The organism is Bradyrhizobium niftali (genome assembly GCF_004571025.1).
In the GTDB taxonomy this organism is placed as follows: Bacteria; Pseudomonadota; Alphaproteobacteria; order Rhizobiales; family Xanthobacteraceae; genus Bradyrhizobium; species Bradyrhizobium niftali.
The window spans coordinates 48,367-72,150 of record NZ_SPQT01000013.1 but is presented as its reverse complement, the minus strand read 5'-3'; the positions used below and the strand labels follow the sequence as shown (position 1 = coordinate 72,150).

The following is a 23,784-nucleotide window of genomic DNA, read 5'->3' as shown; positions in this document are numbered from 1 at the left end:
GCGCGTTCGTTGGCGCATCCCAAGTTCGCCGGCTGCCACCGCTCGCAGCGTCAATTTCTGTGGAACGTCGATGCCCGCTTTAGCGCGTGGACCATGGCCATGAGATTGACGGTTGCGGCTTCTTGGCTTGCGGCCGCTCCGGGGGGCGCGCGGTCCTTTGCGTTTGAACGACATTGGCCGACTGCCGCGGGCGTGGCAGCGGTATGTCGGGTACCACTTTGGGCTCTTCAGAGCTCACCGCTGGCGACGCTTCGGGCATCGTCTTTGGCTGTTCGGGGCTCGTCGTTGGTGACGCCTCGGGCATTGCCTTTGGTTCCGAAGCGTTGGCGATGACGCGGGCGAGTTGGTCCTGACTTGCGTTGAGCCGCTCGGTGAGCGTCTGGTTTTCGCGCGCCATTTGGATCTGATCGGCCCTGATCTGGAAGATGATGCCGTTGTTGCGCGCCGATTCCTCTCGACTGTCCTTGAGTTGGCTTGCCAGATTTTCATTGTCGCGGATCAATTGTTCCTGCCTCGCCTTAAGCTGTTCGACCGTTTGGCTCAAGGCAGCAAGATCACGCGCCGTCGTTTGGAGCTGCTGCGACGACTCGGGACGCAGGGCAACGGCAGTCGGCACGACCGACTCCGGCGCGGCGGAGCGCGCCAGAGGTGCCGGGTCTGGGGGAGGCATCTTTGCCGTGTCGGCGGAGAATGACCACCACCAGGCAACCACACCAAGGGATACTGCCAACAGGGAGCCGACCAAAGCCACATAGCGCCAATCCGCCTGAAGCGTTGCCAGCAGGATGGGAAACCGCTTGATGCTGGTCGGCGCGGCCGCAGAACTGACTCCTGCTTCGCGTGCCAGGTTCGACAGTTGCTCCTCCAAGCTTGCGATCTGCCCTTCCACGAGCCTGTCGTCCAGCATGGAGTTCATTTGATGCTCCGTATCAAAATGCAATGGCATTCGCGTGAGAGCGATCCGCGCGTGTGCGCACGGCGAGCGAACACTCAACGCATCGGTAATTGGGCCTGCGAGGATTGTTTCTTGCCAGCCGCTCGGTGTTGATTTTTAACGCAGCCGAGCAGGGCGGAACTATGTTCGTATTTGGAGAATTATGGAAGGAGTGCTGACCCTTCAGCAACGGACTTGCACCAGAGCCTTTAGGCCTGACCGCCAAGCTGCGGGTTCAAGCGTCCTCCGGCGATAAGGCCGTTGGTGTAGTCGCCGACGGTTAGACGCCTGCTTCGCGTTCGCTCTGTCGGACGCCGGCGCCGAAGCGCCGGCGAGCCGTCAACTTTTATTGGGCCGATATGCCAACCGTTGTCTGTGACTTCACAACCGGCGGCGGATTCCATTTTCCGGTCAGCGCTTCCGACTTTGGCGCGTACAGGCGCATGGTCAGATTGAACGGCGCCTTCGGTGCAGGAAGCCAGTTGGCTTCGAGCTCCTTGCCGGGGCTCGCGTTCTGGAAGTAGAGGTCGAGCGAACCATCCGCATTGTACTTGAACGGCATCCAGCTAGAGACCGCAAAGCGGTTCAGCGTGTTGCCGACCTGGAAGCCGTCCTGATCGTAGAGCGTGATCGACCAGAACGCATTGACAGGCGGCGTGGCGCCCCTCTCGAAAGTGAGGGTGTATTTGTTCGCGCCATCGAGCGGCTTACCGGTGTCGTCGGCGAGATTGAGCGGATAGATGGCATCCTCGACCACGTTGGCGCCAAGCCCCTGCTGCGCGAGAATGGCCCGCTTCAGGTAGTAGTTGCCGTAAACACCCACCGTGTCGGTGTTCATCCCCCAGCCGTTGGCAACCCGCGCCAGCGTCGGCAGCTTCCAGGCCATCAGCTTCTGCGCGTCCTGCGGTGCGGTTTCCAGCGCCCTTTGCACGGCCGGATCGAGCTTGCCGATATCAAAGCTCTTGCCGGGCTCGATGCCGATTTTCTTCATCTGCGCGATGATCGGCTCGTCGGTGACATGAGGCGGATGCAGCTTGAGCAGCTCCGCAGCATTGGCGAAATACACGCCGGCCGTCATGGTATCGACCTGGGTTTTCGGCGGCGTCTTCATGTCGACGCTTGGGTCCGGCTTGAATTCGACCGGCCTGGGCGTTTTGCCATACTCGGAAAGCAGGGTGACCTTGTAGCCGGCCTGGATCTTGTGGACCGCATCATAATCCGGCGGCCCGTCGGTCTTGGTCCGGCCGATCAGCCAGACGTAGGGCGTTGGCGCGTCGATGCGCTGGGTGTCTTTTGGAAGCTTGAACTCCTCAGCGAATCTGTCGCGCAGATCCGGCCGCCAGTTCGCCGGCGCCACCAGGAACGTCCCGGCCTTGGTGCCCGTCGTGCGCCAGCCCGGCGATGCGAAGACGTCCGTCCACATGTCGAGCATCGGCAGCAGATAGTAGCGCCCATCGGTATCCGGCGCCGAGATGACGACCGGCTCCTTGGTCATGTCGAGCCAGGAGACGGAATACAGCGTATCGAAGTTGGAACGCACCACGCCCTTGAAATCCGCCGGCGGGTATTCGGGCACGTTGACGAACGTGTTCATCGGCCCCCTGAAATCGGTCGTGCCGTTGGTGAATTGCTTGCGGGATACGTCCATCGACATGATGGAGTAGAAGTAAACATAGGCGTCGACCGCGATGGCGTGCGCCTCCTGTTCGGTGGTCGGCGGCGCCGATTGAGCCCGCGTTGCTGGTGCTGTCGCCGCACCAAGGCAGAGAGACAATGTCAGTGGCAGGAATCCTCGAAACATCTCGAACCTCCTCTGCTGATTTTTGATTTGGATTTACGGCTTCGTTCAATTCTCCTTGCCCAACGTCGGAATCGTATCGTCTCTCGTGACGGTCGAGCCCGGCGTATTTTCGATCAGTTGAGCCACATCATATCGCCGGAGCCTTGGCCCACACGTCGCGCGCGTTCCCCGCGTCTTCGATCGTCTCAATGATAGGGTGGAGGCAGGGCTGCCGCGTTCCGGGCGAACGCTGTTTCGGTCCCGCGCAACGTCGCGGTGACGGCGAGAATTCCGAAAAATTGATTCAGCATTGTGATACGCATGACATCATTCCTTATACACAAAACCACGGAACGACTTGAAACACTCGTGCTTTGGCGCGCCAGGGCGCGCATCTTCCAGCAATATGCGATGCATCAAACGCTCGACGGCGTATGCGAGAATCGAAATGAGGCGCAGTGAAAAAGTTGCGACGAGGCCATTTCTTGAAACCTCCATTGCAAATGGAACGCTAGCACAACCGTCCAATGAGGACCAGCCTTGGTCATTATTTTGTGTGCTAGGGGCCGGCGTGTACAAACGCGCTTGACGGTACGACGGTGATTTCCGGCTGAGATATCGATACCGATGGGATGAGCCGTGACTCGCTTCGTCCGGAAATGTCCGGCAGCGCCGCTCCCTTTGCCGGGAATGCAGGGGTGATCGGCCTGCTCGCCTCGATCCTGGTGTGGGTCAGTTCCTATACGGCGTATTCGTGAGCACGGAGGCTAACTGGAGCAGGCCGCGCTAAGGCGGGCTCGTCCGGGCGCGGACAACACCGGTGTTTCTGCTATAGTGCGACATTCGAACTCGCGGGGTGGCTGCTTCAAGGGTTGAAATCATGCACAGAGCATCTGGATCATTACTCTTTTCCTTCGCTTTTATTCTTTTTGGTCCGCAAGTGCGGGCGCAGCAAATTCCGGCCGAAACGATTCAGGGAATGCTGGCGGCCCAGATCCGTGCACAAGGCTTCACGTGCGAAAAGCCACTCGGCGCAAAGAAAAATGCGAGGTTGTCTCAACCTGATCGCGACGTTTGGCTTCTGAAATGCAGCAACGCCTGGTTCAGAATTACCCGCGTCCCCGACATGGCGGCAAAGGTCGAGCCGCTCCCCTGAGCTCTGCGCTCCCTACGGGATCGGCGCCATGATGGCGTTGTGCTCCTGTCTTGCCCGACGAGTCAAACGTCGGCGCGGTCGCGCTTACGCAATCGCGGGTTTGGTAAGCGGCTGAACTTCCTCACAGTTTCTACTGTGCATGGGGTTGTTTTCGCAGTTTTTGTTTTTGAGGGCGGTCTACTCCGCCGCTTTCTCCCTCAGCCGCTGCGCATAGACGTTGATGACCAGCGCCGCCAGCAGGATCAGGCCGCGGATCAGGATCTTCAGGAAGCTGTCGATGTTGACGTGGTCGAGGCCGTTGTTGAGGACGCCGAGCACGAACAGGCCGACGATGGTGTTGCCGATGCCGCCGCGGCCGCCGAACAGGCTGGTGCCGCCGACGACGACCGCGGCGATGGAGTCGAGCAGATAGGTGTCGAACTCGTTCTGCTGCGCGCTGCCGAAATGCGCGACGCCCAGCATGCCGCCGATGCCGGAGCACACCGCCGAGATCACCATGACGGCGCCGAGGATGAGCTTGACGTTGAGGCCGGAATATTCGGCCGCCTCGCGATTGCCCCCGACCATGTAGACGTAGCGGCCGAAGCGCGTGTAGGTCAGCACCAGATGGCCGCCGAGCAGCATGATGGCCGCGACGATGACGATCCATGGGATGCCGCCGATCGAACCGGACCCGAGCGTCGTGATCAGGCCGGGCACCTTGTAGGCGATCTGGCCGCGCACCAGCAGCGCCGAGATGCCGGCTGCGATCTGCATCATCGCCAAGGTCATGATGAAGGAGGGGATGCCGATCACGGTCAGCCCCAGCGCATTGACGAGGCCGAGCAGCGCGCAGAGCAGGATCGACAGCAGGATCGCAACCGCGCCGGGCAGGGGGATGTTGGCGATGTTGACGTAGGACTCTTGCAGCGTGAAATAGGCGACCGCGATGCCGGTGACGTTGGCGATGCTGGCGATCGAGAGGTCGATCTCCGCGCAGAGGATCACGAAGGTGAGGCCGACGGCGATGATGCCTGTCACCGACACCTGCGTCAGGATGTTGCCGAGATTGTCAAGCGTCGCGAAGGAGGGGCTCGCAAAGCAGAAGAAGGCGGAGAGGAAGATCAGTGTCAGGAACGGTGCTATGTTGCGCATCTGCGAGCGCAGGAAGGGCGCGAGACCACGCGCCCGATGAGCTTCAGCAAAGGCCGTCTCACTGCTCGCCATTGTGCTTCTCCGTCACGCCGCTTCCAGCAGGCGGTCCTTGCTGACCGGTTCGTTCTTGAACTCCCGCACCACCGCGCCGCGCTTGAGCACGAGGATGCGGTCGGCCAGCGACAGCACCGTTTCCGGCTCGGTCGACAGCACGATGATGGCGAGCCCCCTGGTGCGGAGGTCGCGGACGATGTTGATGACGTCGTTCTTGGCGCCGACATCCATGCCGCGGGTCGGCTCGCACAGCACCAGCAGTTTTGGCGGATAGGTCAGCCATTTCGCCAGCGCGACCTTCTGCTGGTTGCCGCCGGAGAGCATGCCGAGATCGAGGCCGACCACGGGCGGCCGGATCTGGAGCTGCTCGACCTGTCGTTTGGCGATGTCGCGCTCCTGCGCGGGCTTGAGCAGCAGCGATGAGATGCGATCCAGGATGCTGATCGAGATGTTCTTGTAGACCGGCTCCTGGTGAAACAGCATGTCGCGCCGGCTTTCCGGCACCAGCGCCACGCCCGCGCGGCGCGCGGCCGCCGTGCTGGCGAAGGTCTTGGGTTTCCCCTCGACGGCGAGCGTGCCGCCGTCCGGCTTCAGCTTGCCGAACAGGATGCGCGAGAGCTCCTGCTGGCCGCAGCCCATGAAGCCGTAGATGCCGAGCACTTCGCCGGCACGCGCCTCGAAGGAGATGTCCTTCAGGCTGCGGGCTAGCGAAAGCTGGTCGACCTTCAGGATCACCGAGCTGTCGCTCGGCTGGGGCAGCATCAGATCGTCGGTATAGCTGTGCTCGAGCGCTTCGCCGCCGCGGCCGATCATAGCCTCGATCAGCGCGCCCTTGCTGGTCGCAGCGCTCGCTGTCTCCGCGACCTTCCGTCCGTTGCGGAACACTGTCACCGTGTCCGACACGAGCAAAATGTCCTCGATGAAATGCGAGATGAAGACGATTGCAGTGCCTGCCTCGCGCAGGCGCCTGAGCGTCGCGAACAGCCGCTCGACCTCGGGCGGGGAGAGAGCGGAGGTCGGCTCGTCGAGGATGACGATGCGGGCGCCGGAGAACAGCACGCGGGCGATCTCGATGAGCTGCTGGAGCCCGATCGGAAGGTCGCCGAGCCGGCTCATCGGATCGACGTTGATGCCGAAGCGGGCAAGCTGCTCGCCGGCCTCGCGTGCCATGCGCCGCCACTGTACCAGGCCGAGGGCGTTGGTCGGCTGGTTGCCGAGGAAGACGTTCTCCGCGACCGTGAGGTCGGGCGCGACGCTGAGCTCCTGATGCACCATGGCGATCCCGGCCGCATGCGCGTCGCGCGCCGAGCGGAAATGGGTCTCCTTGCCGTCGACCAGGAAACGGCCGGTGAATTCGGTGTGCACGCCGGCGATGATCTTCATCAGCGTGCTTTTTCCGGCGCCGTTCTCGCCGACGAGACCGTGGATCTCGCCGGGATGAAGCGCGAAGTCGACACCACGAAGCGCCTCGACGCCGCCGAAGCTCTTCGTGATGCCTTGCAGTTCCAGGATGGGCGAACGATCCTCTCGCATTGCAGATCAGATCTTGGAGGCTCAGATCAGGAAGTGATCCTGCATCCACTGCATTCCGGCGGCGTTGGCCTTGGTCACGACCGGGCCGTCGGTGACGACGTTCTTGGGGATGCCCTGTCCGCTCTTCTCGCCGCCGACCACGGCGGAAACGCCCGCGATGATCGCGCCGCCATGGATGCGGCAGGAGGGATTGCGCACGGTCGCGAACATGCGGCCCTCGCTCACCGCCTGGATCGCGGGCGGCATCGCGTCGACGCCGCCGATCAGGATGTTGGTGCGATTGCGCGCCTTCATGATGTTGGCGGCGGCGAGCGCCATGTCGTCATTGTGGAAGAACGCCGCGTCGATCTGCGGATATTTGGTCAGATAGGTTTCCCAGAGGCGCGCGGTCTTGGAGACGTCCCAATCGGCGGGCTGGGTGTCGAGCACCTCGATGTTCGGGAATTGCTTGACGACACTGTTGAAGCCCTTGGCGCGCCCTTGCGCCCCGGTATGGCCCAGCGCGCCTTGCGTCATGATGATCTTGCCTTTGCCGCCCATGGCGTTGCACAGCGCCTGCGTCACCGAGGCGCCCATGAACTCGTTGTCGGGGGCAAGGAAAGAGTGGACGTTGATCTGGTCGAGCGGGGCAATCAGCGTGTCCATGTCGATCACGGGCGTGCCGGCATCGATCATCTTCTGCACGGGCTGGGTGAGGGTGCCGATACCGAAAGCCTGGATCGCGACGAAATCCCATTTCTGCGAGGCCATGTTGTCGATCGCGGCGCGCTGCTTCACCGCATCGAGCTGGCCGTCGAACCAGGTGACTTCGACATTGAACAGCTTGCCCCAGAATTCCGCGGCCTGCTTGCCCTGCGCGCACCAGGTCGCCTGGAGACCCGCATTGGAGAACGCCGCCTTCAGCGGCTTCTCGGATCGTCCGACTTCGGCTGCAAGGGCGGGGTTTATGCCCATGCTGCCGAGAAGGGCAGTCGCGGCGCCGGCGGTCGCTGCCGCCTGAAGAAGATCGCGCCTCGTCGTCGAGAAATCTTTCGTCCCGGACATCGCTCGCTCCCATAAATTTAGTCGGCGCGTCATTGATTGCGCGACCGATGTCCGAAAGTGTCTCACAAGAGTTGATGCCACTCAATCTGCAATCAGTCGCGAGATCGCCGCAGCCGCGTTGGTGCAGCGCAAAGCGTCAGGCCTGAGCGGCGGCGTATATGTCGATGTCGACGAGCAACGTGTCCCAGGCCTGCGCGATGTCGGGCGACCATTCGACGCCGAGCAGCTCGCGCAGCGTATCCCTGATGACGGCGAAGAAGGCAATGAACAGCGCGCGGGGCGTGCCATAGGCATCGTGCGAGACGACCTCGCAGGCGATCAGCCGGAAATGTCCACTGCGTTCGCCGGCGAAGTCGAGGATCGCCTCGATCGCCAGCGCGAGCATCGATCCCTTCACGAGCTCGCTGCCTTGCGATCGGAACATCGCTCGCGTTTCCGGGGGCTCGGTGAAGAGGCGTTGGTAGACCAGCGGCGAGAGATCCGCGCAGCGCAAGGCCGCGCGTTCAAAGCTCAGTTCGACCGGATTGGGGGAGACATTCATCGGCGTAAGCGCCATGCAGACAAAAAAAGAGCGGGGCCCTAGCCCCGCTCAAAAATTGTGTCGACCCTATTATCCCCGATTCTAAGATTTGCTCTTGATTGACGGGGCGACGCTGCGTTTTGCGCGCCAGGGGCTCCTCCCGAGACTTGGACCACCAGACTTCGACCTCTCGGCCAGCCTGAGCAAGAGGGATGCTAGATCAACTTTTCTCACTTGTCATCATTTTCAGCAACGATTGTTCAAAATAAGAGCAGCTGACGAAACGATCGGGCTCTTAGTCATGTAAGCATATGACAAATATAAGAAATCTGTGGATGGGCGAGGCGCGTCGGCTGCCTCAAATGCCGGACCCGCCCCCGATGGGGCGCTCCGACCACAGTTTTCGGCAAATTTGCGCTGGACCAAGCGGGCGGCGGAACTGACCTCGACTCGGGTCCCGGCGAGGTGTTTAGTTAGCGCACGAACGAATGGTTCGGTGGATGCGCGCTCGGCTGCAAAAATTCCTACCCCTGGTCCTGCTCGCCCTGGTGATGCAGGTGCTGGCGCCGATTGCCGCCTGTTGGGCGGCCGGTCAGGCTGTGGCCGATCCGCTGTCTGCCGCCGTCATCTGCCACAGTGCGAATGAACAGGGCGGCCTGAACGATCAGACCGGCACCCCAACCGCGCATGGCGCTGCGTGTGCGCTCTGCTGTCTGGCCCAGGCCAACGCGTCGCTCGGTTCGTCGCCAGAGGTTGCGCTGGCCGTTCCCTTCCGCCACGCCGAGCGCGTGACGTGGCACGTGGCGGAGACGTCCGCTGTTTCCGTCCAAAAGGGCGGAAGTGCCCAGGCGCGTGCGCCTCCAAGCTTTTCCTGACGACCTTCGGTGTCGCCGCGGTTCGTCCGCTGGCGATTGATGCTGTCGAACAGCCGGGAAGAAAGCCGGCGTCAGGAATGTCTCATGTTACGTCGTCATGCCCGCCGTGGCGTGAGCGTCGTTGCCGTTCAGGCCGCGCTGCTTGCGTCGTCGAGCGGAGCCTTCGCCCAAAACAGCAGTGCAGTGCTGCCGCCGGTGACCGTCGACGCGCCCGCCGCAGTTCAACCCAAGCCACGCAAGCCGGCGGTGAGTACGGCCGCCGCCAGGAGCCGGTCGGCAAAGCCCGCCAGCGAGCGGGCGGCTCCCACCGTCACGGGCGAGCAGGGGGCGGGCGGTGCCCGCGCATCACTGGAGCCGCCGGTTGCGGTGGCGCGCTATCAATTGCCGCAGCGGTCATTCAGCATAACCGCGAAAGAGGTGGATGAGACCATCAACCTCAAGGACCCCGAGGACGCCGTCAAATACATGCCGAGCCTGTTGGTACGGAAACGCAACGACGGCGACAACCAGGCGGTGCTGGCGACGCGAAGCTGGGGCGTGAACTCGAGCGCGCGCACGCTGATCTATTACGACGACCTCCTCATCTCGGCGCTGATCGGCAACAACAACACGAACTCCTCGCCAAGATGGAACCTGATCTCGCCTGAAGCGATCGGTCGGATCGACTACCTCAATGGCCCGTTCGCCGCGGCCTATCCCGGCAACTCGATCGGCGGCGTATTGCTGATCTCGTCCAAGATGCCGGACAAGCCATTTGCGGTCGCCAAGGAAACGGTCTCGGTGATGCCGTGGAATCAGTACGGCACCAAGGACACCTACGTGACCAGCCAGACCAGTGCGGCCGCGGGCAATCGCGACGGCAGGCTGTCCTGGCTTGTCAGCGCCAATTATCTCGACAGTTTTCAGCAGCCGCTGACCTATACGACGAGCAGCACGATCCCGGCCGGTACGACCGGCACGTTTCCTGCGCTGAACAAGCAAGGCGTTCCCGCCAATGTTGTCGGCACGGGCATCCTCGCGCATTCGCAGCAGACTTCCGGAAATATCCGCCTCGCCTATGACGTGACGGCGCAAGTGCAGGCGACTTATTCATTCGGGATCTGGAACAACCATCAGGTCTCCGATCCGCAGACCTACCTGCGGTCGGCGGCGACCGGGCTGCCGACCTTCAACAACATCACGACCTTCGCGAACGCCAAATATATCTGGGACCAAACCCATGTGAGCAACGCGGTCGCGATCAAGAGCGACACCAAAGGCACTTTCGATTTCGATCTGTCGGCCTCGAGCTACAACTATCTCGAGGACGCCCAGCTCAATCCCTATACCGTAACTCCCACCGGCGTCGGCTTCTCGCAGAACGGCAAGATCCAGCGCATGGACGGCACCAACTGGCAGAACGCCGACGCCAAGGGCATCTGGCGTCCGCTCGGTTACGGCGGGGCGCACGAGATCAGCTTCGGCATCCACGGCGACCGGTACCGCCTGGAAAACCCGACCTATGGCTCGGCCGTCTGGTATCAGGCCGCGACCGGCACGGGGCAGCTTTACGCGAACAGTCAGGGGGAAACGCGCACCGGCGCGCTTTGGCTTCAGGATGCCTGGAAAATCCAGCCCAATCTGAAATTGACCTTGGGCGGGCGGCTGGAGACCTGGCAATCGCTCGATGGTCAGAACGTCGTGACCTTGGCCAGCGGGGCGGGTGTCATCACCTCGTCGTTCACGAAGAACCAGCCGGGCCTTGCGTCGACGAATTTCTCGCCGAAGGCGTCGCTCTCCTACGACCCGAACAAGGATTGGAACATCACGGTCAATTTCGGCGAGGCCTATCGCTACCCGACAGTTCTCGAACTCTATCAGAACGTGACCGTCGGCAATACGATCACGGTGGCCAATCCCTTCCTGAAACCCGAGCAGGACTTTACCGGCGAGCTCAATATCGAGCGTCACTGGAATGATGGTCGAGTCCGGTTGACCGTGTTCAGGGAGCGGACCAACAACGCGATCATCGCGCAAACCAACATGATCAACGCGACCCAGAGCGCAACCACGTTCAGCAATGTCGATGCGATCCGGTTGCAGGGTGTCGAGTTGTCCGCCGATAAGGACAACGTTCTCATCAACGGTCTACAGTTGTTCGGCAGCGTGACCTATGTCGACTCGCGAATCCTGGCCGACGCGGGCTGGGCCGGTTTCGATCCTCTGACGAATCTTGCCACGACCGTCGTCGGCAAGCGCGTGCCCTACGTCCCGGACTGGCGCGCCAAATTGGGCGTCACCTATCGGCCGAACGAGAACTGGGCCTATACCGTTGCCGCACGCTACAGCGGCAAGCAGTACTCGACGCTGGACAACACCGATCGTGTCTCCCACGTCTACGGCGCGTTCGATAACTTTTTCGTTGTGGACTTGAAGATGCACTATAACGCGACGAAGAATCTCGCGTTCGACTTCGGCATCGATAATCTCTTCAACGAGCAGTATTTCCTGTTCCATCCGTTCCCGGGGCGAACCTTCGTTCTCGCCGGCAAGTACACGTTCTGACGGGCGGGATGATGTTCACGACGACAAGAAAGGCAAACGACATGAATAAGCTGTCACGCATGCTCACGCTCGCAGCGCTCTCCGCCGCAATGTTTGCAGCCCCGGTGCATGCCGACGACGTCAAGGCCGGCGATCTCGTCATCTCGCAGGCCTGGAGCCGGGCGACGCCTGGTGGCGCCAAGGTCGCGGGCGGCTATCTCACCATCGAGAACAAGGGCACAGTGGCGGACAGGCTGGTCAGCGTTTCCGCCGATATCGCCGGCAAGGCCGAGGTCCACGAGATGGCGGTGGACAATGGCGTGATGAAGATGCGTCAGCTCGACAAGGGGCTGTTGATCGAGCCGGGCAAGACCGTGAAGTTCGCGCCCGGCGGCTATCATTTGATGCTCCAGGAGCTGAAGGGTCCGTTCAAGCAGGGCGACAAGGTGCCGGTGACGCTTCAGTTCGAGAAGGCCGGCAAGGTCGCCGTTTCCCTGGACGTCCAGGGCGTCGGCGCGCAGGCGCCCGGCGACGGCGGGCACATGATGAAGAAAATGCCTGATCATTCGGGAATGAAGATGTGATGAAACGGATCAAGTCCCCGATGACCTTGCCTCGATATTTCGTGGGCCTTGCGCTCGCGATGGCTGCGTTGCTGTCGGTTGCCGCGACACCGCTTGCTGCGGCGACCGACGACGACAGTTTCTTCACCCATCTGCATACCGAGAAGGCGATGGCCAATGTCACGGTCTCGCCGGGCCGGGCTGGTCCGGTCGAGATCGCGATCCAGCTCGAGACGACGGACGAGGCGCCGCTCACGGCTAAAGCCGTGTCGGTGACGCTCGTGGACCAGTCTGGCAGGAAGCTCGCACCGGTCGAGGCTTCGCGCGACGGCGAGGACAGCTGGCATGTGAAGGTCGCGCAATTGACGCCGGGACGCTGGATGCTGGGCCTCGGAATTTCGATCTCCGAGGCCGATCATGTCAGCATTGAATCGCCGATCCTGATCAAATGACGTTGTCGAGGGTGCTGAACATGTCGAAGAAATCCTGCCTGATCCTGATCGCTGCACTCGCCGCATCGCCGGCGTCGGCGCATGTCACGCTGGAGACCAAGCAGGCGGCGGTTGGCTCGTACTATAAGGCCGTCTTCGCCGTGCCGCATGGCTGCGCGGGTTCGCCCACGGTGAAGATCCGCGTCCAGATCCCGGAAGGCGTCATCGCGGTGAAGCCGATGCCGAAGGCGGGCTGGAGCGTCGACGTGGTCGAAGGCAAATACGCCAATGAGTACGATTATCACGGCAACAAGCTCTCCTCCGGCGTCAAGGAGGTGGCGTGGTCCGGCGGCAAGCTGCCGGATCACAATTACGACGAGTTCGTCATCAGCAGCTTCCTCACCGACAGCCTGAAGCCGAACACGACTTTGTACTTTCCCGTCGTCCAGGAATGCGAGACCGGCGTCAGCCGCTGGATCGAAATTCCGGCGGAAGGGGCGGGGCATTCGCACGAGGGCAAGTCGCCGGCACCTGGCCTGAAGCTGTTGCCAAAACCCTGATGCGCCTTCTCGCCGCGCTCGCGACGCTGCTTCTTGTTGTCGGCTTCGCGACCGGCGCCTTTGCGCATGCGGCGCTCGTCGCGGTCGAGCCGGCGAGCGGCAGCATGCTTGCGTCCGCACCGAAGGCGGTGGAGTTGCGCTTCAACGAGGCGGTGACGCCGGGCGCGATTCTGCTGATCGACGGCGCGGGCAGGGCACGGGACGATGCGCGCGTCAGCGCATCGGGCGAAACCATCTCGGTCGCGCTGCCGGCCGACCTGCCGCAGGGCACGGCGGTTGTGAGCTATCGCGTGATCTCGCAAGACGGCCATCCCGTCGCGGGATCGGTCATCTTCTCGATCGGCATGCCGACGGGAACGCAACCTCCTGCCACTACGGATGGCGGATTGAACGCGCTGATCTGGCTGGTGCGGGTCGGTCTCTATATCGGGCTGTTCGTCGGTGTCGGCGGTGTGTTCTTTGCGCGCTGGATTGCATGGTCGATGACGGGAACGGCCGTGGCGCGTGTCGCGCTCGTGGTTGGCCTGCCGAGCGCTGTTGTCGCCCTTGGCGTCCTGGGCCTCGATCTCCTCGGCCTGCCGCCAGCGGCTCTCGCGACCGTTACTCCCTGGAAGGTTGCGTCCGCGACGAGCGCCGGTCCCGCAGTGCTGATCGCCGTCACCGCGATGCTGGTGGCGATGCTGGCGCTGCGTGGTGCGTGGTACGCGCGGGCGCTTGCGGCCATTGCGTTTGTCGGCGTCGGCTTGTCGCTGGCCATGACCGGACACGCCGCAACGGCACCGCCCGAAATGGTGACACGGCCGGCGATCTTCCTCCACGGCCTCGGCGTTGCGTTCTGGATCGGGGCGCTGGCCCCGCTCGCTGCACTCGTCTCGAAGCCGGCGGCGGCATTGCCCGTCGTGTACCGCTTCTCCCGGATCGCGGTGCCTGTCGTCGCGATGCTGGCATTGACCGGTCTTGCGCTCGCGGTCGTCCAGCTCGAAAAGCCGACGGCGCTGGTCGAGACCCGTTACGGCCTCATCCTCTCGATCAAGCTCGCGCTGGTCGCTGCACTATTGGCGCTGGCCGCGCTCAATCGCGTTCGCCTGACCCCGGCGCTGGCCCGGGACGAGGCGGTTGCGCCGGCGCTGAAGCGCTCGATCCTGCTCGAATGCTTGATCGGCCTCGCGATCCTTGCCGTCGTCGCCGGCTGGCGCTTCACGCCGCCGCCACGGACAATCGTTCCGGAGACGCCTCTGGCGATCCACATCCACACCGACAAGGCGATGTTCCAGGTCCTGGTCTCGCCGGGCAAGGCCGGCGTCGATGACTTCGTGCTCCAGCTGATGACCGGTGAAGCGACGCCGCTGGCGGCCAAGGAAGTGACGCTGACCCTGAGTCTGCCCGAGCGCGGCATCGAGCCGATGGAGCGGGACGCCTCGCGCGGGCCGGATGGCTATTGGCATGTGCGCAAGGTCGAGCTGCCCTTTGCCGGCCGCTGGCATGTGCGGATCGATGCGCTGGTGACCGACTTCGAGAAGATCACGCTCGAGGACGAGCTCGAGGTGATGCCGTAAGGGGCACGGCAGCGGTTCAAGCTGAACCTGAAGGCAACGGAAAAATGACAAGGAATTCCGCCGTGTTAGCGGCTTTTCCTCATTCCCGGTCTTGTGTTTTCGCTCCCAATCCGGTTTCACTGCAACCCCTCACTGATTCCCAGAGTGTTGCCATGCGGTTGTCGCGGTTCTTTCTGCCCATCCTGAAGGAAAATCCGAAAGAGGCGGAGATCGTCTCGCACCGGCTGATGCTGCGCGCCGGCATGATCCGGCAGGAGGCGGCCGGCATCTATGCCTGGCTGCCGCTCGGCTTCCGCGTGCTGAAGAAGATCGAGCAGATCGTGCGCGAGGAGCAGGACCGCTCCGGTGCGCTGGAACTGCTGATGCCGACGCTCCAGCTCGCCGACCTCTGGCGCGAGAGCGGCCGCTACGACGCCTACGGCCCGGAGATGCTTCGCATCGCCGACCGCCACAAGCGCGAGCTGCTGTACGGGCCGACCAACGAGGAAATGATCACCGAGATCTTCCGCGCCTATGTGAAGTCCTACAAGAACCTGCCGCTGAATCTCTATCATATCCAATGGAAATTCCGCGACGAGCAGCGCCCGCGCTTCGGCGTGATGCGCGGCCGCGAATTCCTGATGAAGGATGCGTATTCCTTCGACCTCAACGAGGCGGCGGCGCGCGTCGCCTACAACAAGATGTTCGTTGCTTATCTGCGCACCTTCGCGCGGATGGGGCTGAAGGCAATCCCGATGCGCGCCGAGACCGGCCCGATCGGCGGCGATCTCAGCCACGAATTCATCGTGCTCGCCGAAACCGGCGAATCCGGCGTGTTCATCAATCGCGACGTGCTGGACCTGCCAGTGCCCGGCGAGGACGTCGACTATGAGAGCGACCTCACGCCGATCATCAAGCAATGGACGTCGGTCTATGCTGCGACCGAGGACGTGCACGACGCCGCGCGGTTCGAGCAGGAAGTGCCCGCTGACAAGCGCGTGAACACCCGCGGCATCGAGGTCGGCCAGATATTCTATTTCGGCACGAAATATTCCGAGCCGATGAAGGCGATGGTGGCAGGCCCCGACGGTGTCGACGTGCCGATCCACGGCGGCTCCTACGGTGTCGGCGTCTCGCGCCTGCTCGGCGCCATCATCGAGGCCTGCCATGACGATGCCGGCATCAAATGGCCGGAAGCTGTCGCGCCGTTCCGCGCGGTGGTGCTGAACCTCAAGCAGGGCGATCCCGCGGTCGATGCGGCCTGCGAGAAGCTTTACGCGGAGCTCCAGGCCAAGGGCGTCGACGTACTCTACGACGACACCGACCAGCGCGCCGGCGCCAAATTCGCCGCTGCCGACCTGATCGGAATCCCCTGGCAGATCATGATCGGGCCGAAGGGGCTCGCCGACGGCAAGGTCGAGCTCAAGCGGCGCAGCGACGGCTCACGCGAGACGATGTCGCCTGCGGACGCGGTCGCCCGGCTGGTCGGCTGAATATTGTTCATCGCCCGATATCGCGGCCGCCAATCCGGCCACAATTGACCCCGAATCATGGGATTATCGAGCGATGGATGAGACCATGACCGAAACCGTGAAAACCGCGCCTTTTGCGCCATTCGAGTGGATGCTGTCGGGGCGCTATTTGCGGGCGCGCCGCAAGGAGGGATTCATCTCGGTCATCGCCGGGTTCTCGTTCCTTGGCATCATGCTGGGCGTGGCGACGCTGATCATCGTGATGGCCGTCATGAACGGCTTCCGCAAGGAGCTGCTCGACAAGATCCTGGGGCTGAACGGCCACATCCTGGTCCAGCCGCTGGAATCGCCGCTGACCGACTGGAAGGACGTCGCCGACCGCATCAGCCAGGTCCAGGGCATCCGGCTTGCAGCGCCCGTGGTGGATGGCCAGGCGCTGGCGTCCTCGCCCTGGAACGCCTCGGGCGTGCTGGTGCGCGGCATCCGCTCCGACGACCTCAACAACCTCACCTCGATCGCCAAGAACATCAAGCAGGGCTCGCTCGAAGGCTTTGACGACGGGCAGGGCGTCGCGATCGGCCGGCGCCTCGCCGACCAGTTGTCGCTGCACGCCGGCGACAGCATCACGCTGGTGGCGCCGAAGGGCGCGGTCACGCCGATGGGCACGACGCCGCGCATCAAGCCTTACAAGATCGTCGCCGTGTTCGAGATCGGCATGTCCGAATACGATCTCGGCTTCGTGTTCATGCCGCTGGCGGAGGCGCAGGCCTATTTCAACCGCAGCAACGACGTCACCTCGATCGAGGTGTTCACCACCAATCCCGACAAGATCGACGCCTTCCGCAAGGCGGTGACGGAAGCGGCGGGCCGCCCGGTGTTCCTGGTCGACTGGCGGCAGCGCAACTCGACTTTCTTCAACGCGCTCCAGGTCGAGCGCAACGTGATGTTCCTGATTCTGACCATGATCGTGCTGGTCGCCGCACTCAACATCGTGTCCGGCCTGATCATGCTGGTGAAAGACAAGGGCAGCGACATCGCCATCCTGCGCACCATGGGCGCCTCGCAAGGCTCGATCATGCGCATCTTCCTGATCACGGGCGCCTCGATCGGCGTGGTCGGCACGCTGGTCGGCTTCTTCGTCGGCCTCGTGATCTGCCTCAACATCGAATCGATCAGGCAATTCCTGTCCTGGCTCACCAGCACCGAGCTGTTCTCGCCGGAGCTCTATTTCCTGTCGAAACTGCCCGCCGAGATCGACGTCGGCGAGACCACGGCCGTCGTCATCATGGCGCTGACGCTGTCGTTCCTGGCGACGCTGTATCCGTCGTGGCGCGCTGCGCGCCTCGATCCCGTCGAAGCGCTCCGGTACGAGTGAGGGGCTGATGGAGCAGCAACAGGGGGCTGAGGATGTACCGGTCATTTATCTCCACGAGATAAAGCGGCAGTACTTGCAGGGCGAGGTGCCGCTGACGATCCTCGACAACGCCAAGCTCGCGCTGTGGGCCGGGCAATCGGTCGCGCTGGTGGCGCCGTCGGGCTCGGGCAAATCGACGTTGCTGCACATCGCGGGACTGCTGGAAGCGCCCGATTCCGGCGAAGTCTACGTCAATGGCGCGCCGACCTCGCAACTGCCCGACATCGAGCGTACGCAGCTGCGCCGCACCGACATCGGCTTCGTCTACCAGTCGCACCGGCTGCTGCCGGAGTTCTCGGCGCTGGAGAACGTCATGCTGCCGCAGATGATCCGCGGCCTGAAGAAGTCCGAGAGCGTCAAGCGCGCCAAGGAGATCCTGGGCTATCTCGGCCTCGGCGACCGCATCACCCACCGCCCGGCGGAGCTGTCGGGCGGCGAGCAGCAGCGCGTTGCGATCGCGCGCGCGGTGGCGAATGCGCCGCGCGTGCTGTTCGCGGACGAGCCGACCGGCAACCTCGATCCGCACACGGCCGATCACGTCTTCCAGGCCCTGATGCAGCTGGTCAAGGCGACAAAGGTCTCCATGCTGATCGCGACCCACAACATGGAGCTGGCCGGCCGTATGGACCGGCGCGTGTCGCTGTCGAACGGCCAGGTGGTCGAGCTCGAGTAACAAAAACTGCGAAAACAACCCCATGCACAGTAGCCGGCCGTGGCCGGCTACGATCGGGGTGACGCCTTGCAGCCCTTTGACAGGTCAAGCAAAACGGCTGCGCCGGCGCATCGCCCTGGTGTGCGGCGTTTTACGGTCGGATCACCGTCAATTTGAACGGCCCGCCATTGGCCGCGGCGTGTGCCACCGCCTCATTGACGTGATCGAGGTCGAAGGCCGTCGTCCTGTATTCGTCAAGCCGGAGGAGTCCTGATCGCACCAGCGCGATCAGGCGGCTCGCCGCATCCGGCGGATACATCCAGACGCCGTGGATGGAGATGCAGTTGCGCATGATCCAGGGGTAGGGCAGCTCGAGGCCCGCGCCCCCCGCCATGCCGACGCCGCCCATCAGCACGACGCGTCCGTAAGCGCGCACCGTCATGATCGCGGCGCGCACCACGGTGGCGCTCACCGAGGGCGGCATGATGTCGAACACGCAATCGATCGGGCCGGGCGCGGCGCGCTTCATCGCTTCGCGGTCGTCATCCTCGTTGCCGGTGAGCCTGACCGGCTTCACGCGGCTGCCGAAGCGGCGGACGAGGTCGGCGAGGATCCCTTCGTTGCGACCGGGCGCCACCACGCAGGCCGCGCCCATCGCGAGCGCGACCGACACCGCAGCGCTGCCGAAATTGCCGGTGGCGCCACTCACCAGCACGGTCTCGCCCGGTTGAAGGTTGGCGGCGAGGAAGCCGCCATAGGGCACCAGCGCCGTCCCCAGCGCGCACCATTGCGAGGCTTCCTCCGACGTGATCGCGCCGAGCCGCTTCACATTCTCGGTCGGCACGCGCATCTGCTCAGCAAATGAGCCGTGGCGAAAATGCTTTTGCAGAAGCATGCCGCCCGCGCCGGCGGCCGTTAATCCCTGCAGGGCGATGTCGGGCGCAATTGCGTCGTCGCGCGAGCGCACCGTCGGGTCGCAGAACACCCAGTCGCCGATCTTGAGCTTGGTTGCATCAGGGCCGATCGCCCGCACCCGGCCGATGCCGCCCGGGCCCGGGATGATCGGCAAATCGAGTGCATAGTTTCGTTCGCCGCTGAAGACTTCGTTCATATAAGACAGCACGCGCGTGGCGACGACGTCGACGATGACCTCGCCGGTGCCGAGCACCGGGTCCGGAGCAGTCTCGATCACCAGCGGCGTTCCGAAGGATTTGAGTACGGCGGCTTTCATGATGTTCACCTCGAATTGGGGTGAAACGCATATGCGCCGCCTTGGAGGGGACTAGAAGGCCTGGTATTATCCTAGTATTCTCCAGACCCTCCATCGCGGGAGCGACATCATGGCCGACCCACGCCGCGTCGAATTCGGCGACTTCCTGCGGTCCCGCCGCGAAAAGCTGTCGCCGAAGACCGTCGGGCTTCCGGCAGGGCTCCGGCGGCGCACCGCGGGGCTGCGCCGCGAGGAGGTCGCCCAACTCGCCGGCATCGGTGTCGACTGGTACATCCGTCTCGAGCAGGGCCGCACCGTCAGCCCGTCGGTCACCACCGTCGATGCGCTTGCCCGTGCGCTGCGGCTCAGCAAGACCGAGCATGCGCATCTCAAGGCGCTGGCGCGCGACGGCGACAGACGGGCGTTCACGCGCGAGATCGTGCCGCCGCCGATCCTGCGGCTGATCGAGAGCCTGCCGCATCCGGCCTATATCACCGGACGGCGCTGGGACGTGCTGGCCTGGAACGAAGCCGCCGAGCAGGTTTTTGCGTTCGGCCGGTTGCCGGAGGAGGATCGCAACACGATGCTCCTGATGATGACCAACAGGCAGACGCGCAAGGCTTACGGCGCGGGCTGGGCGGAGGTCGCCAAGCGCATGGTCGCGATGTTTCGCGCCACCCACGACGTCTGGGCTGGCGATCCCGCCTTCGCGGAATTGCTGACGCGGCTGCGGCAAGGTAGCTCGGAATTCGTCAAATGGTGGGAAGCCCACGAGATCCGCAGCACCGCCTCGGGCCTCAAGACGATGTCTCATCCAACTCTGGGCGTGCTGCATTTCGAGCACACCAGTTTTCAGGCCAACGATGATCCCGCGCTGAAGCTCGTGATCTACACGCCGGTCAGGGGCGGCGGCTCAGGAGGCCGTGCGTGGGCTTCCGGGAGTTAGGTTGCTCGAACGCTCGGTCTGATCTGTGTCAGGGCGACGCCGGAGATCGCGAGCAGCCCACCGACGATCAACTTCGGGGTTATGCGGTCGCCAAGGAACAACACGCTCGAAAGCAACGCGAACACCGGAAGTAGCAGGCCGAAGGGGGCGACGCGGCCCATGGAGCAACGCGCGATCAGCCAGAACCAGAGGCCAAACCCGACAATTCCTCCGATGAAGATGGTGTAGGCGAGGGCCAGCCAGCCGCGTTCATCCGCCGTGACAAGGCTCGCCAGTTGCCCATATTCGAGGAGCAGCGACATCACCATGACCTGCGGCACCGTGAACAGCGACGACCATCCCATCAACATCAGGGGATCGAAAGGGCCGCAGCGTTTCGTCAAGACGTTGGACACCGCGAAGGCGAAGGCTGCCCCAACCACGAGCAGCAGCGGCAGCGCGTTTGCCGACAAGCCGGGCCCCGCTGCCAGCACGACCACGCCGACGAATGCAAGCGCCACACCGGCGGACGTGGTGGCAGACGGTCTCTCCGCGAGCAGCGGCCAGGCGAGCAGGACGGTGAAGGGCGTGGCGAGCTGATACGCGATCGCCGACAGGCTTCCCGAGCCGAGCCCGAGGCCAACATAGAAGAGCCCGAAATTCAGTCCGCCAAGGAAAATCGAAATGGCTGCGACGGGGCCGATCTGGTGGCGCGCAGGCCTCTTGACGAACGGAACAAGCAGCAGCGCGATGGCCAGGAAGCGCAGCGCGAGGAAGAAGAGAGGCGGAAACTCCGTCACGCCCACTTTGATGGCCACGAACTGGTAACCCCAGAGCAGGGGAACGATGACCGCGCAGACGATCTGGATGGCAGACATGGCATCCTTCCTTTCAAGACCGATCGGTTCAAATATTGGCGCGCGACAACGGCGGAAGGCGCGGCATGGGTTGTTCACCTGATGAACCGGTCGAGCAGCGCGTCGGCGGTGGCTTGCGACGTCATCCGTGCCGGTGCCGTCTTGCCGACCACGCGCAGCCCCTCGACGAAACAGACGAGAATTCGGGCGGAACTTGAAGGCTCGACACCGTCGGCCAGCTTGCCCGCCGCCCCCGCACGCGAAAGTGCATCGGCCAGCCTGGCCTCCATGGCCTTGAAAAAGCTCGCGACGCGCCGACCGACTTCGGCGTCCTGGCCGGCCAGTTCCATGGCTGTGGCCACGAGCAGGCATCCGCGCCGGCCATTAGCACCGCTCGTGCGGTCGACATAGCCGGCAAGGAAGGTCCGCAGGCCGTCGACCGGCTCCCTGCGGGGGGCGAGCTCGATATCCATCCGGGTCAGAGCATCGGCAATGTAGTGATCGAGCGCGCGCAAGAATAGCGAGTGCTTGTCACCGAAAGCGGCGTAAAGGCTGCCACGCGAAAGCTTCGTCGCACGAAGAAGGTCGGGGAGCGCCGTGCCGTGATAGCCGCGCGACCAGAACACATCCATCGCGCGCTCGACAGCGGCTTCCACGTCGAAACTGCGGGGGCGACCGCGGGGCAACTGCATTGGGGCTTGGCGGCTCATTGCCAATATATAGACCGAATGGTCGTTAAATCGCAAGCGCGTTGAATCCGGATGCCTTTTGGCCGGTGAAATTGAACGCTGGAAAGGCGGATTGAACCCGCCTTGACCCGCCAAGCCGCCGCTTACGGTGCGTGGCCGGAAGCGCTGTGACCGGATCGGGAAGGCCACCGGCATATGTCGAGTGGCCTTCGCGCTTAATGTGGTTTGCGGGGCGGCGCTCCGACTAGAGATCGATGCTAACGGCGATGTTACGGCCCTGGAGCTCGGCAATCTTCATTCCGTCAGCCTGCACCTGCGCAAACTCCGGATCCTTTGACACGGCCTCCTGCACCTTGCCGTAAACTTCCCAGCTGGAGTAGCGCGTCGTAACGAGCAACTCTCCTGCCCAGGGACCGGTGTGGAAACGGGAGAGCCGAAGAAATTCGGCACCGTGTTTTTCAAAGATTTTCTTCGCCTGCCTGATGATCTGGACCATTTCCTCGGACTTGTCGGTTTTGAAGCGAGTAAATTGGACGATCGGCATGGGATACCTCCATAGTTGTGTAAAATGTCCATGAGGCATGTATCGAGCAACGTTCGAGAAGCGAACCTCCTGTTCAATCTCGATGAAGGTTCGTCTTCAGCGGCGCGATCCTGGTTCAGTCTTCGCAAGCGGAAGCAACTCTGCCGTTTCTCGGCGGATGGCGGCGCACCGTCACTGGCAAGCAAGTATTCGCGCGGAGCGGTGTTCGCGGCGAACCTGAGATTTGCTGAACCCACGTAGCGCAACTTCGAGTGCCAGAGTGGTTGTTCGAACGTCGCGATCGTGGTGAAGCGCGCTATGCACGCTGGTGGGCGGAGTTGCTGATTGTACCGAGGGACTCGTGGTGCTACGTTTCAGCACGTCATTCCGTTTTCGGTTTGATGCGACGAGCGATCGGGCTTACGGACCGCCGCCCGTTCATTTGAAATTGGAATACTTGAGCCAATAGTGCCCCGCCTCCGGCTCCCCTTTTGAGCTCGGTCGGACGATGTTTTTCATTGGCCTCCGTTCTTCCCATTGACTCGGAGGCGGGTTCTTTTCAGTTGAATTTTGCAACAAGTCGATATTCGACATGTGCATTCTGACAAGCCAAGCGGATCGCGCCGCACCACATCACCATCTGAACGCGAGGTGGGGCAGCCATTGCTTGATGGTTGCATTGCTCTGTGCCGCTTCCTTGTTTCAGGTCACGCCCAAGGCGTGGGGACAATGCTCGGCGCGCGACGTCTTACAGAATCAACTGAAGCTCGGCAAAGTTCGCGCAGTTGATTTGCCGCAAAAACTCATCGGGTCCGCCCGCGATGTGCCGACATGGAAGACGATTGCCGTCGGTACCTTTGGCAACTCCGTTGCGTTGCGCGATGCATTGGATTCCGTCGGTTGCAGTATCGGCGGGCTGGCCGCGGAAGTTCTCGCTCGACCGGCCTTCACCGTCAGTTCCAGCAAGATGGACGTAGAGCTTGTGGCGGTATCCGCGGTCGAGCTTGGCTTTAAAGCCGATAGCGTGCCTCTGGCCGTCATTTACGCGCGAGCCCGGCAACTCGGCTTTGAACTTGCGGCAGCGGAGGTCGGTCCGCAATTGCGCCTTCAATATCTTGATCAGCCCATGGGCGAATTCCTCATCGTGGGAATGCAGCCAATCAAGACGTGGAGCGGAGGGCCGGTGGTTCTCAATGTGGCGAATGGCGGAGCGGGATTGATCCTGATCGGCCAGGACGGCAGGGATGACGCGGAAATACCGGCGACCTCCCGTCTTCTCTTCGTGCGGCCGCCTGACCTCAGCGGCGGAATCGCGGCCGCTCTGCCGCCGCCATGAAGACGAGCAACCGAGTTTCGGGCAGGCGAGCGCTGACAGCGGCGTTGTGAGTTCTTTGGGTGTG

23 protein-coding genes are annotated in these 23,784 nt (G+C 62.9%); 13 read left to right on the top strand and 10 right to left on the bottom strand.

The window, feature by feature from the left end:
- Window positions 1–79: 79 nt before the first annotated feature.
- Both E4K65_RS22290 and E4K65_RS22285 read right to left on the bottom strand, forming a co-directional pair.
- Window positions 80–916: a hypothetical protein gene (locus tag E4K65_RS22290; RefSeq protein ID WP_167771034.1), complete on the bottom strand. Its 837-nt coding sequence runs from the start codon at window positions 914–916 to the stop codon at window positions 80–82.
- 364 nt (window positions 917–1,280) lie between these two features.
- Window positions 1,281–2,735: a DUF1254 domain-containing protein gene (locus E4K65_RS22285; RefSeq protein ID WP_135176001.1), complete on the bottom strand. Its 1,455-nt coding sequence runs from the start codon at window positions 2,733–2,735 to the stop codon at window positions 1,281–1,283.
- Window positions 2,736–3,346: 611 nt separating this feature from the next.
- Between E4K65_RS22285 and E4K65_RS49525 the strand changes: the two genes are divergently transcribed.
- Together E4K65_RS49525 and E4K65_RS22275 are read left to right on the top strand one after the other, a co-directional pair.
- Window positions 3,347–3,472 (top strand): hypothetical protein, encoded by a 126-nt coding sequence (locus tag E4K65_RS49525; RefSeq protein WP_283813863.1) that lies wholly within the window; start codon window positions 3,347–3,349, stop codon window positions 3,470–3,472.
- Window positions 3,473–3,594: 122 nt separating this feature from the next.
- On the top strand, window positions 3,595–3,870 hold the full coding sequence (locus E4K65_RS22275) for a hypothetical protein (RefSeq protein WP_167771033.1): 276 nt from the start codon (window positions 3,595–3,597) through the stop codon (window positions 3,868–3,870).
- A gap of 177 nt (window positions 3,871–4,047) precedes the next feature.
- On the opposite strand, the gene E4K65_RS22270 is transcribed toward E4K65_RS22275, so the two are convergent.
- The 4 genes from E4K65_RS22270 to E4K65_RS22255 all read right to left on the bottom strand — a co-directional run bounded on the left by E4K65_RS22270 (window position 4,048) and on the right by E4K65_RS22255 (window position 8,176).
- Window positions 4,048–5,076, bottom strand: a complete 1,029-nt coding sequence (locus tag E4K65_RS22270) for an ABC transporter permease (protein ID WP_135176000.1) — start codon at window positions 5,074–5,076, stop codon at window positions 4,048–4,050.
- Window positions 5,077–5,088: 12 nt separating this feature from the next.
- Window positions 5,089–6,591 carry a sugar ABC transporter ATP-binding protein gene (locus E4K65_RS22265; RefSeq protein ID WP_135175999.1) on the bottom strand — a complete coding sequence of 501 codons (1,503 nt, stop codon included), beginning with the start codon at window positions 6,589–6,591 and terminating at the stop codon, window positions 5,089–5,091.
- A gap of 21 nt (window positions 6,592–6,612) precedes the next feature.
- Complete coding sequence (locus E4K65_RS22260; protein ID WP_025575635.1) at window positions 6,613–7,635, bottom strand: sugar ABC transporter substrate-binding protein; 1,023 nt, start codon at window positions 7,633–7,635, stop codon at window positions 6,613–6,615.
- Window positions 7,636–7,771: 136 nt separating this feature from the next.
- Window positions 7,772–8,176, bottom strand: a complete 405-nt coding sequence (locus tag E4K65_RS22255) for a globin (protein WP_167771032.1) — start codon at window positions 8,174–8,176, stop codon at window positions 7,772–7,774.
- Between the two features lie 479 nt (window positions 8,177–8,655).
- Here E4K65_RS22255 and E4K65_RS22250 point away from each other — a divergent pair, with 479 nt between their 5' ends.
- From E4K65_RS22250 to E4K65_RS22210, 9 genes are all read left to right on the top strand, one after another.
- The gene (locus E4K65_RS22250) at window positions 8,656–9,030 is read left to right on the top strand and encodes a DUF2946 domain-containing protein (RefSeq protein ID WP_209312080.1); all 375 of its coding nucleotides are present in this window, start codon (window positions 8,656–8,658) and stop codon (window positions 9,028–9,030) included.
- An 84-nt stretch (window positions 9,031–9,114) separates the two neighbouring features.
- Complete coding sequence (locus E4K65_RS22245; RefSeq protein WP_235885700.1) at window positions 9,115–11,574, top strand: TonB-dependent receptor; 2,460 nt, start codon at window positions 9,115–9,117, stop codon at window positions 11,572–11,574.
- A gap of 41 nt (window positions 11,575–11,615) precedes the next feature.
- Window positions 11,616–12,137, top strand: coding sequence for a copper chaperone PCu(A)C (locus E4K65_RS22240; protein ID WP_135175994.1), 522 nt, complete (start codon window positions 11,616–11,618; stop codon window positions 12,135–12,137).
- Window positions 12,137–12,568 carry a hypothetical protein gene (locus tag E4K65_RS22235; protein ID WP_135175993.1) on the top strand — a complete coding sequence of 144 codons (432 nt, stop codon included), beginning with the start codon at window positions 12,137–12,139 and terminating at the stop codon, window positions 12,566–12,568. The genes E4K65_RS22240 and E4K65_RS22235 overlap by 1 nt, the downstream gene beginning before the upstream one ends.
- A 20-nt stretch (window positions 12,569–12,588) precedes the next feature.
- Window positions 12,589–13,107: a YcnI family copper-binding membrane protein gene (locus E4K65_RS22230; RefSeq protein ID WP_135175992.1), complete on the top strand. Its 519-nt coding sequence runs from the start codon at window positions 12,589–12,591 to the stop codon at window positions 13,105–13,107.
- Window positions 13,107–14,663, top strand: coding sequence for a copper resistance CopC/CopD family protein (locus E4K65_RS22225; protein ID WP_167771031.1), 1,557 nt, complete (start codon window positions 13,107–13,109; stop codon window positions 14,661–14,663). Before E4K65_RS22230 ends, E4K65_RS22225 begins: the two co-directional genes overlap by 1 nt.
- A gap of 152 nt (window positions 14,664–14,815) precedes the next feature.
- On the top strand, window positions 14,816–16,135 hold the full coding sequence (proS, locus tag E4K65_RS22220) for a proline--tRNA ligase (protein WP_135175990.1): 1,320 nt from the start codon (window positions 14,816–14,818) through the stop codon (window positions 16,133–16,135).
- A gap of 73 nt (window positions 16,136–16,208) precedes the next feature.
- Window positions 16,209–17,489, top strand: coding sequence for a lipoprotein-releasing ABC transporter permease subunit (locus tag E4K65_RS22215; RefSeq protein WP_025575620.1), 1,281 nt, complete (start codon window positions 16,209–16,211; stop codon window positions 17,487–17,489).
- Between the two features lie 7 nt (window positions 17,490–17,496).
- Entirely contained in the window at window positions 17,497–18,201 is a 705-nt protein-coding gene (locus E4K65_RS22210) for an ABC transporter ATP-binding protein (protein WP_025575618.1), read from the top strand.
- A gap of 130 nt (window positions 18,202–18,331) precedes the next feature.
- Here the strand turns inward: E4K65_RS22210 and E4K65_RS22205 are convergent, their stop codons facing one another.
- Window positions 18,332–19,411, bottom strand: a complete 1,080-nt coding sequence (locus E4K65_RS22205) for a quinone oxidoreductase family protein (RefSeq protein WP_025575616.1) — start codon at window positions 19,409–19,411, stop codon at window positions 18,332–18,334.
- Window positions 19,412–19,520: 109 nt separating this feature from the next.
- Here E4K65_RS22205 and E4K65_RS22200 point away from each other — a divergent pair, with 109 nt between their 5' ends.
- Window positions 19,521–20,336 carry a helix-turn-helix transcriptional regulator gene (locus tag E4K65_RS22200; protein ID WP_025575615.1) on the top strand — a complete coding sequence of 272 codons (816 nt, stop codon included), beginning with the start codon at window positions 19,521–19,523 and terminating at the stop codon, window positions 20,334–20,336.
- On the opposite strand, the gene E4K65_RS22195 is transcribed toward E4K65_RS22200, so the two are convergent.
- From E4K65_RS22195 to E4K65_RS22185, 3 genes are all read right to left on the bottom strand, one after another.
- Window positions 20,333–21,193, bottom strand: a complete 861-nt coding sequence (locus E4K65_RS22195) for a DMT family transporter (RefSeq protein ID WP_135175988.1) — start codon at window positions 21,191–21,193, stop codon at window positions 20,333–20,335. The genes E4K65_RS22200 and E4K65_RS22195 overlap by 4 nt on opposite strands.
- A 74-nt stretch (window positions 21,194–21,267) precedes the next feature.
- Complete coding sequence (locus tag E4K65_RS22190) at window positions 21,268–21,864, bottom strand: TetR/AcrR family transcriptional regulator (RefSeq protein WP_135176101.1); 597 nt, start codon at window positions 21,862–21,864, stop codon at window positions 21,268–21,270.
- 241 nt (window positions 21,865–22,105) lie between these two features.
- Window positions 22,106–22,405 carry a hypothetical protein gene (locus E4K65_RS22185; protein WP_025575610.1) on the bottom strand — a complete coding sequence of 100 codons (300 nt, stop codon included), beginning with the start codon at window positions 22,403–22,405 and terminating at the stop codon, window positions 22,106–22,108.
- Between the two features lie 571 nt (window positions 22,406–22,976).
- Between E4K65_RS22185 and E4K65_RS22180 the strand changes: the two genes are divergently transcribed.
- Window positions 22,977–23,720 (top strand): hypothetical protein, encoded by a 744-nt coding sequence (locus E4K65_RS22180; RefSeq protein WP_135175987.1) that lies wholly within the window; start codon window positions 22,977–22,979, stop codon window positions 23,718–23,720.
- Window positions 23,721–23,784: the final 64 nt, after the last annotated feature.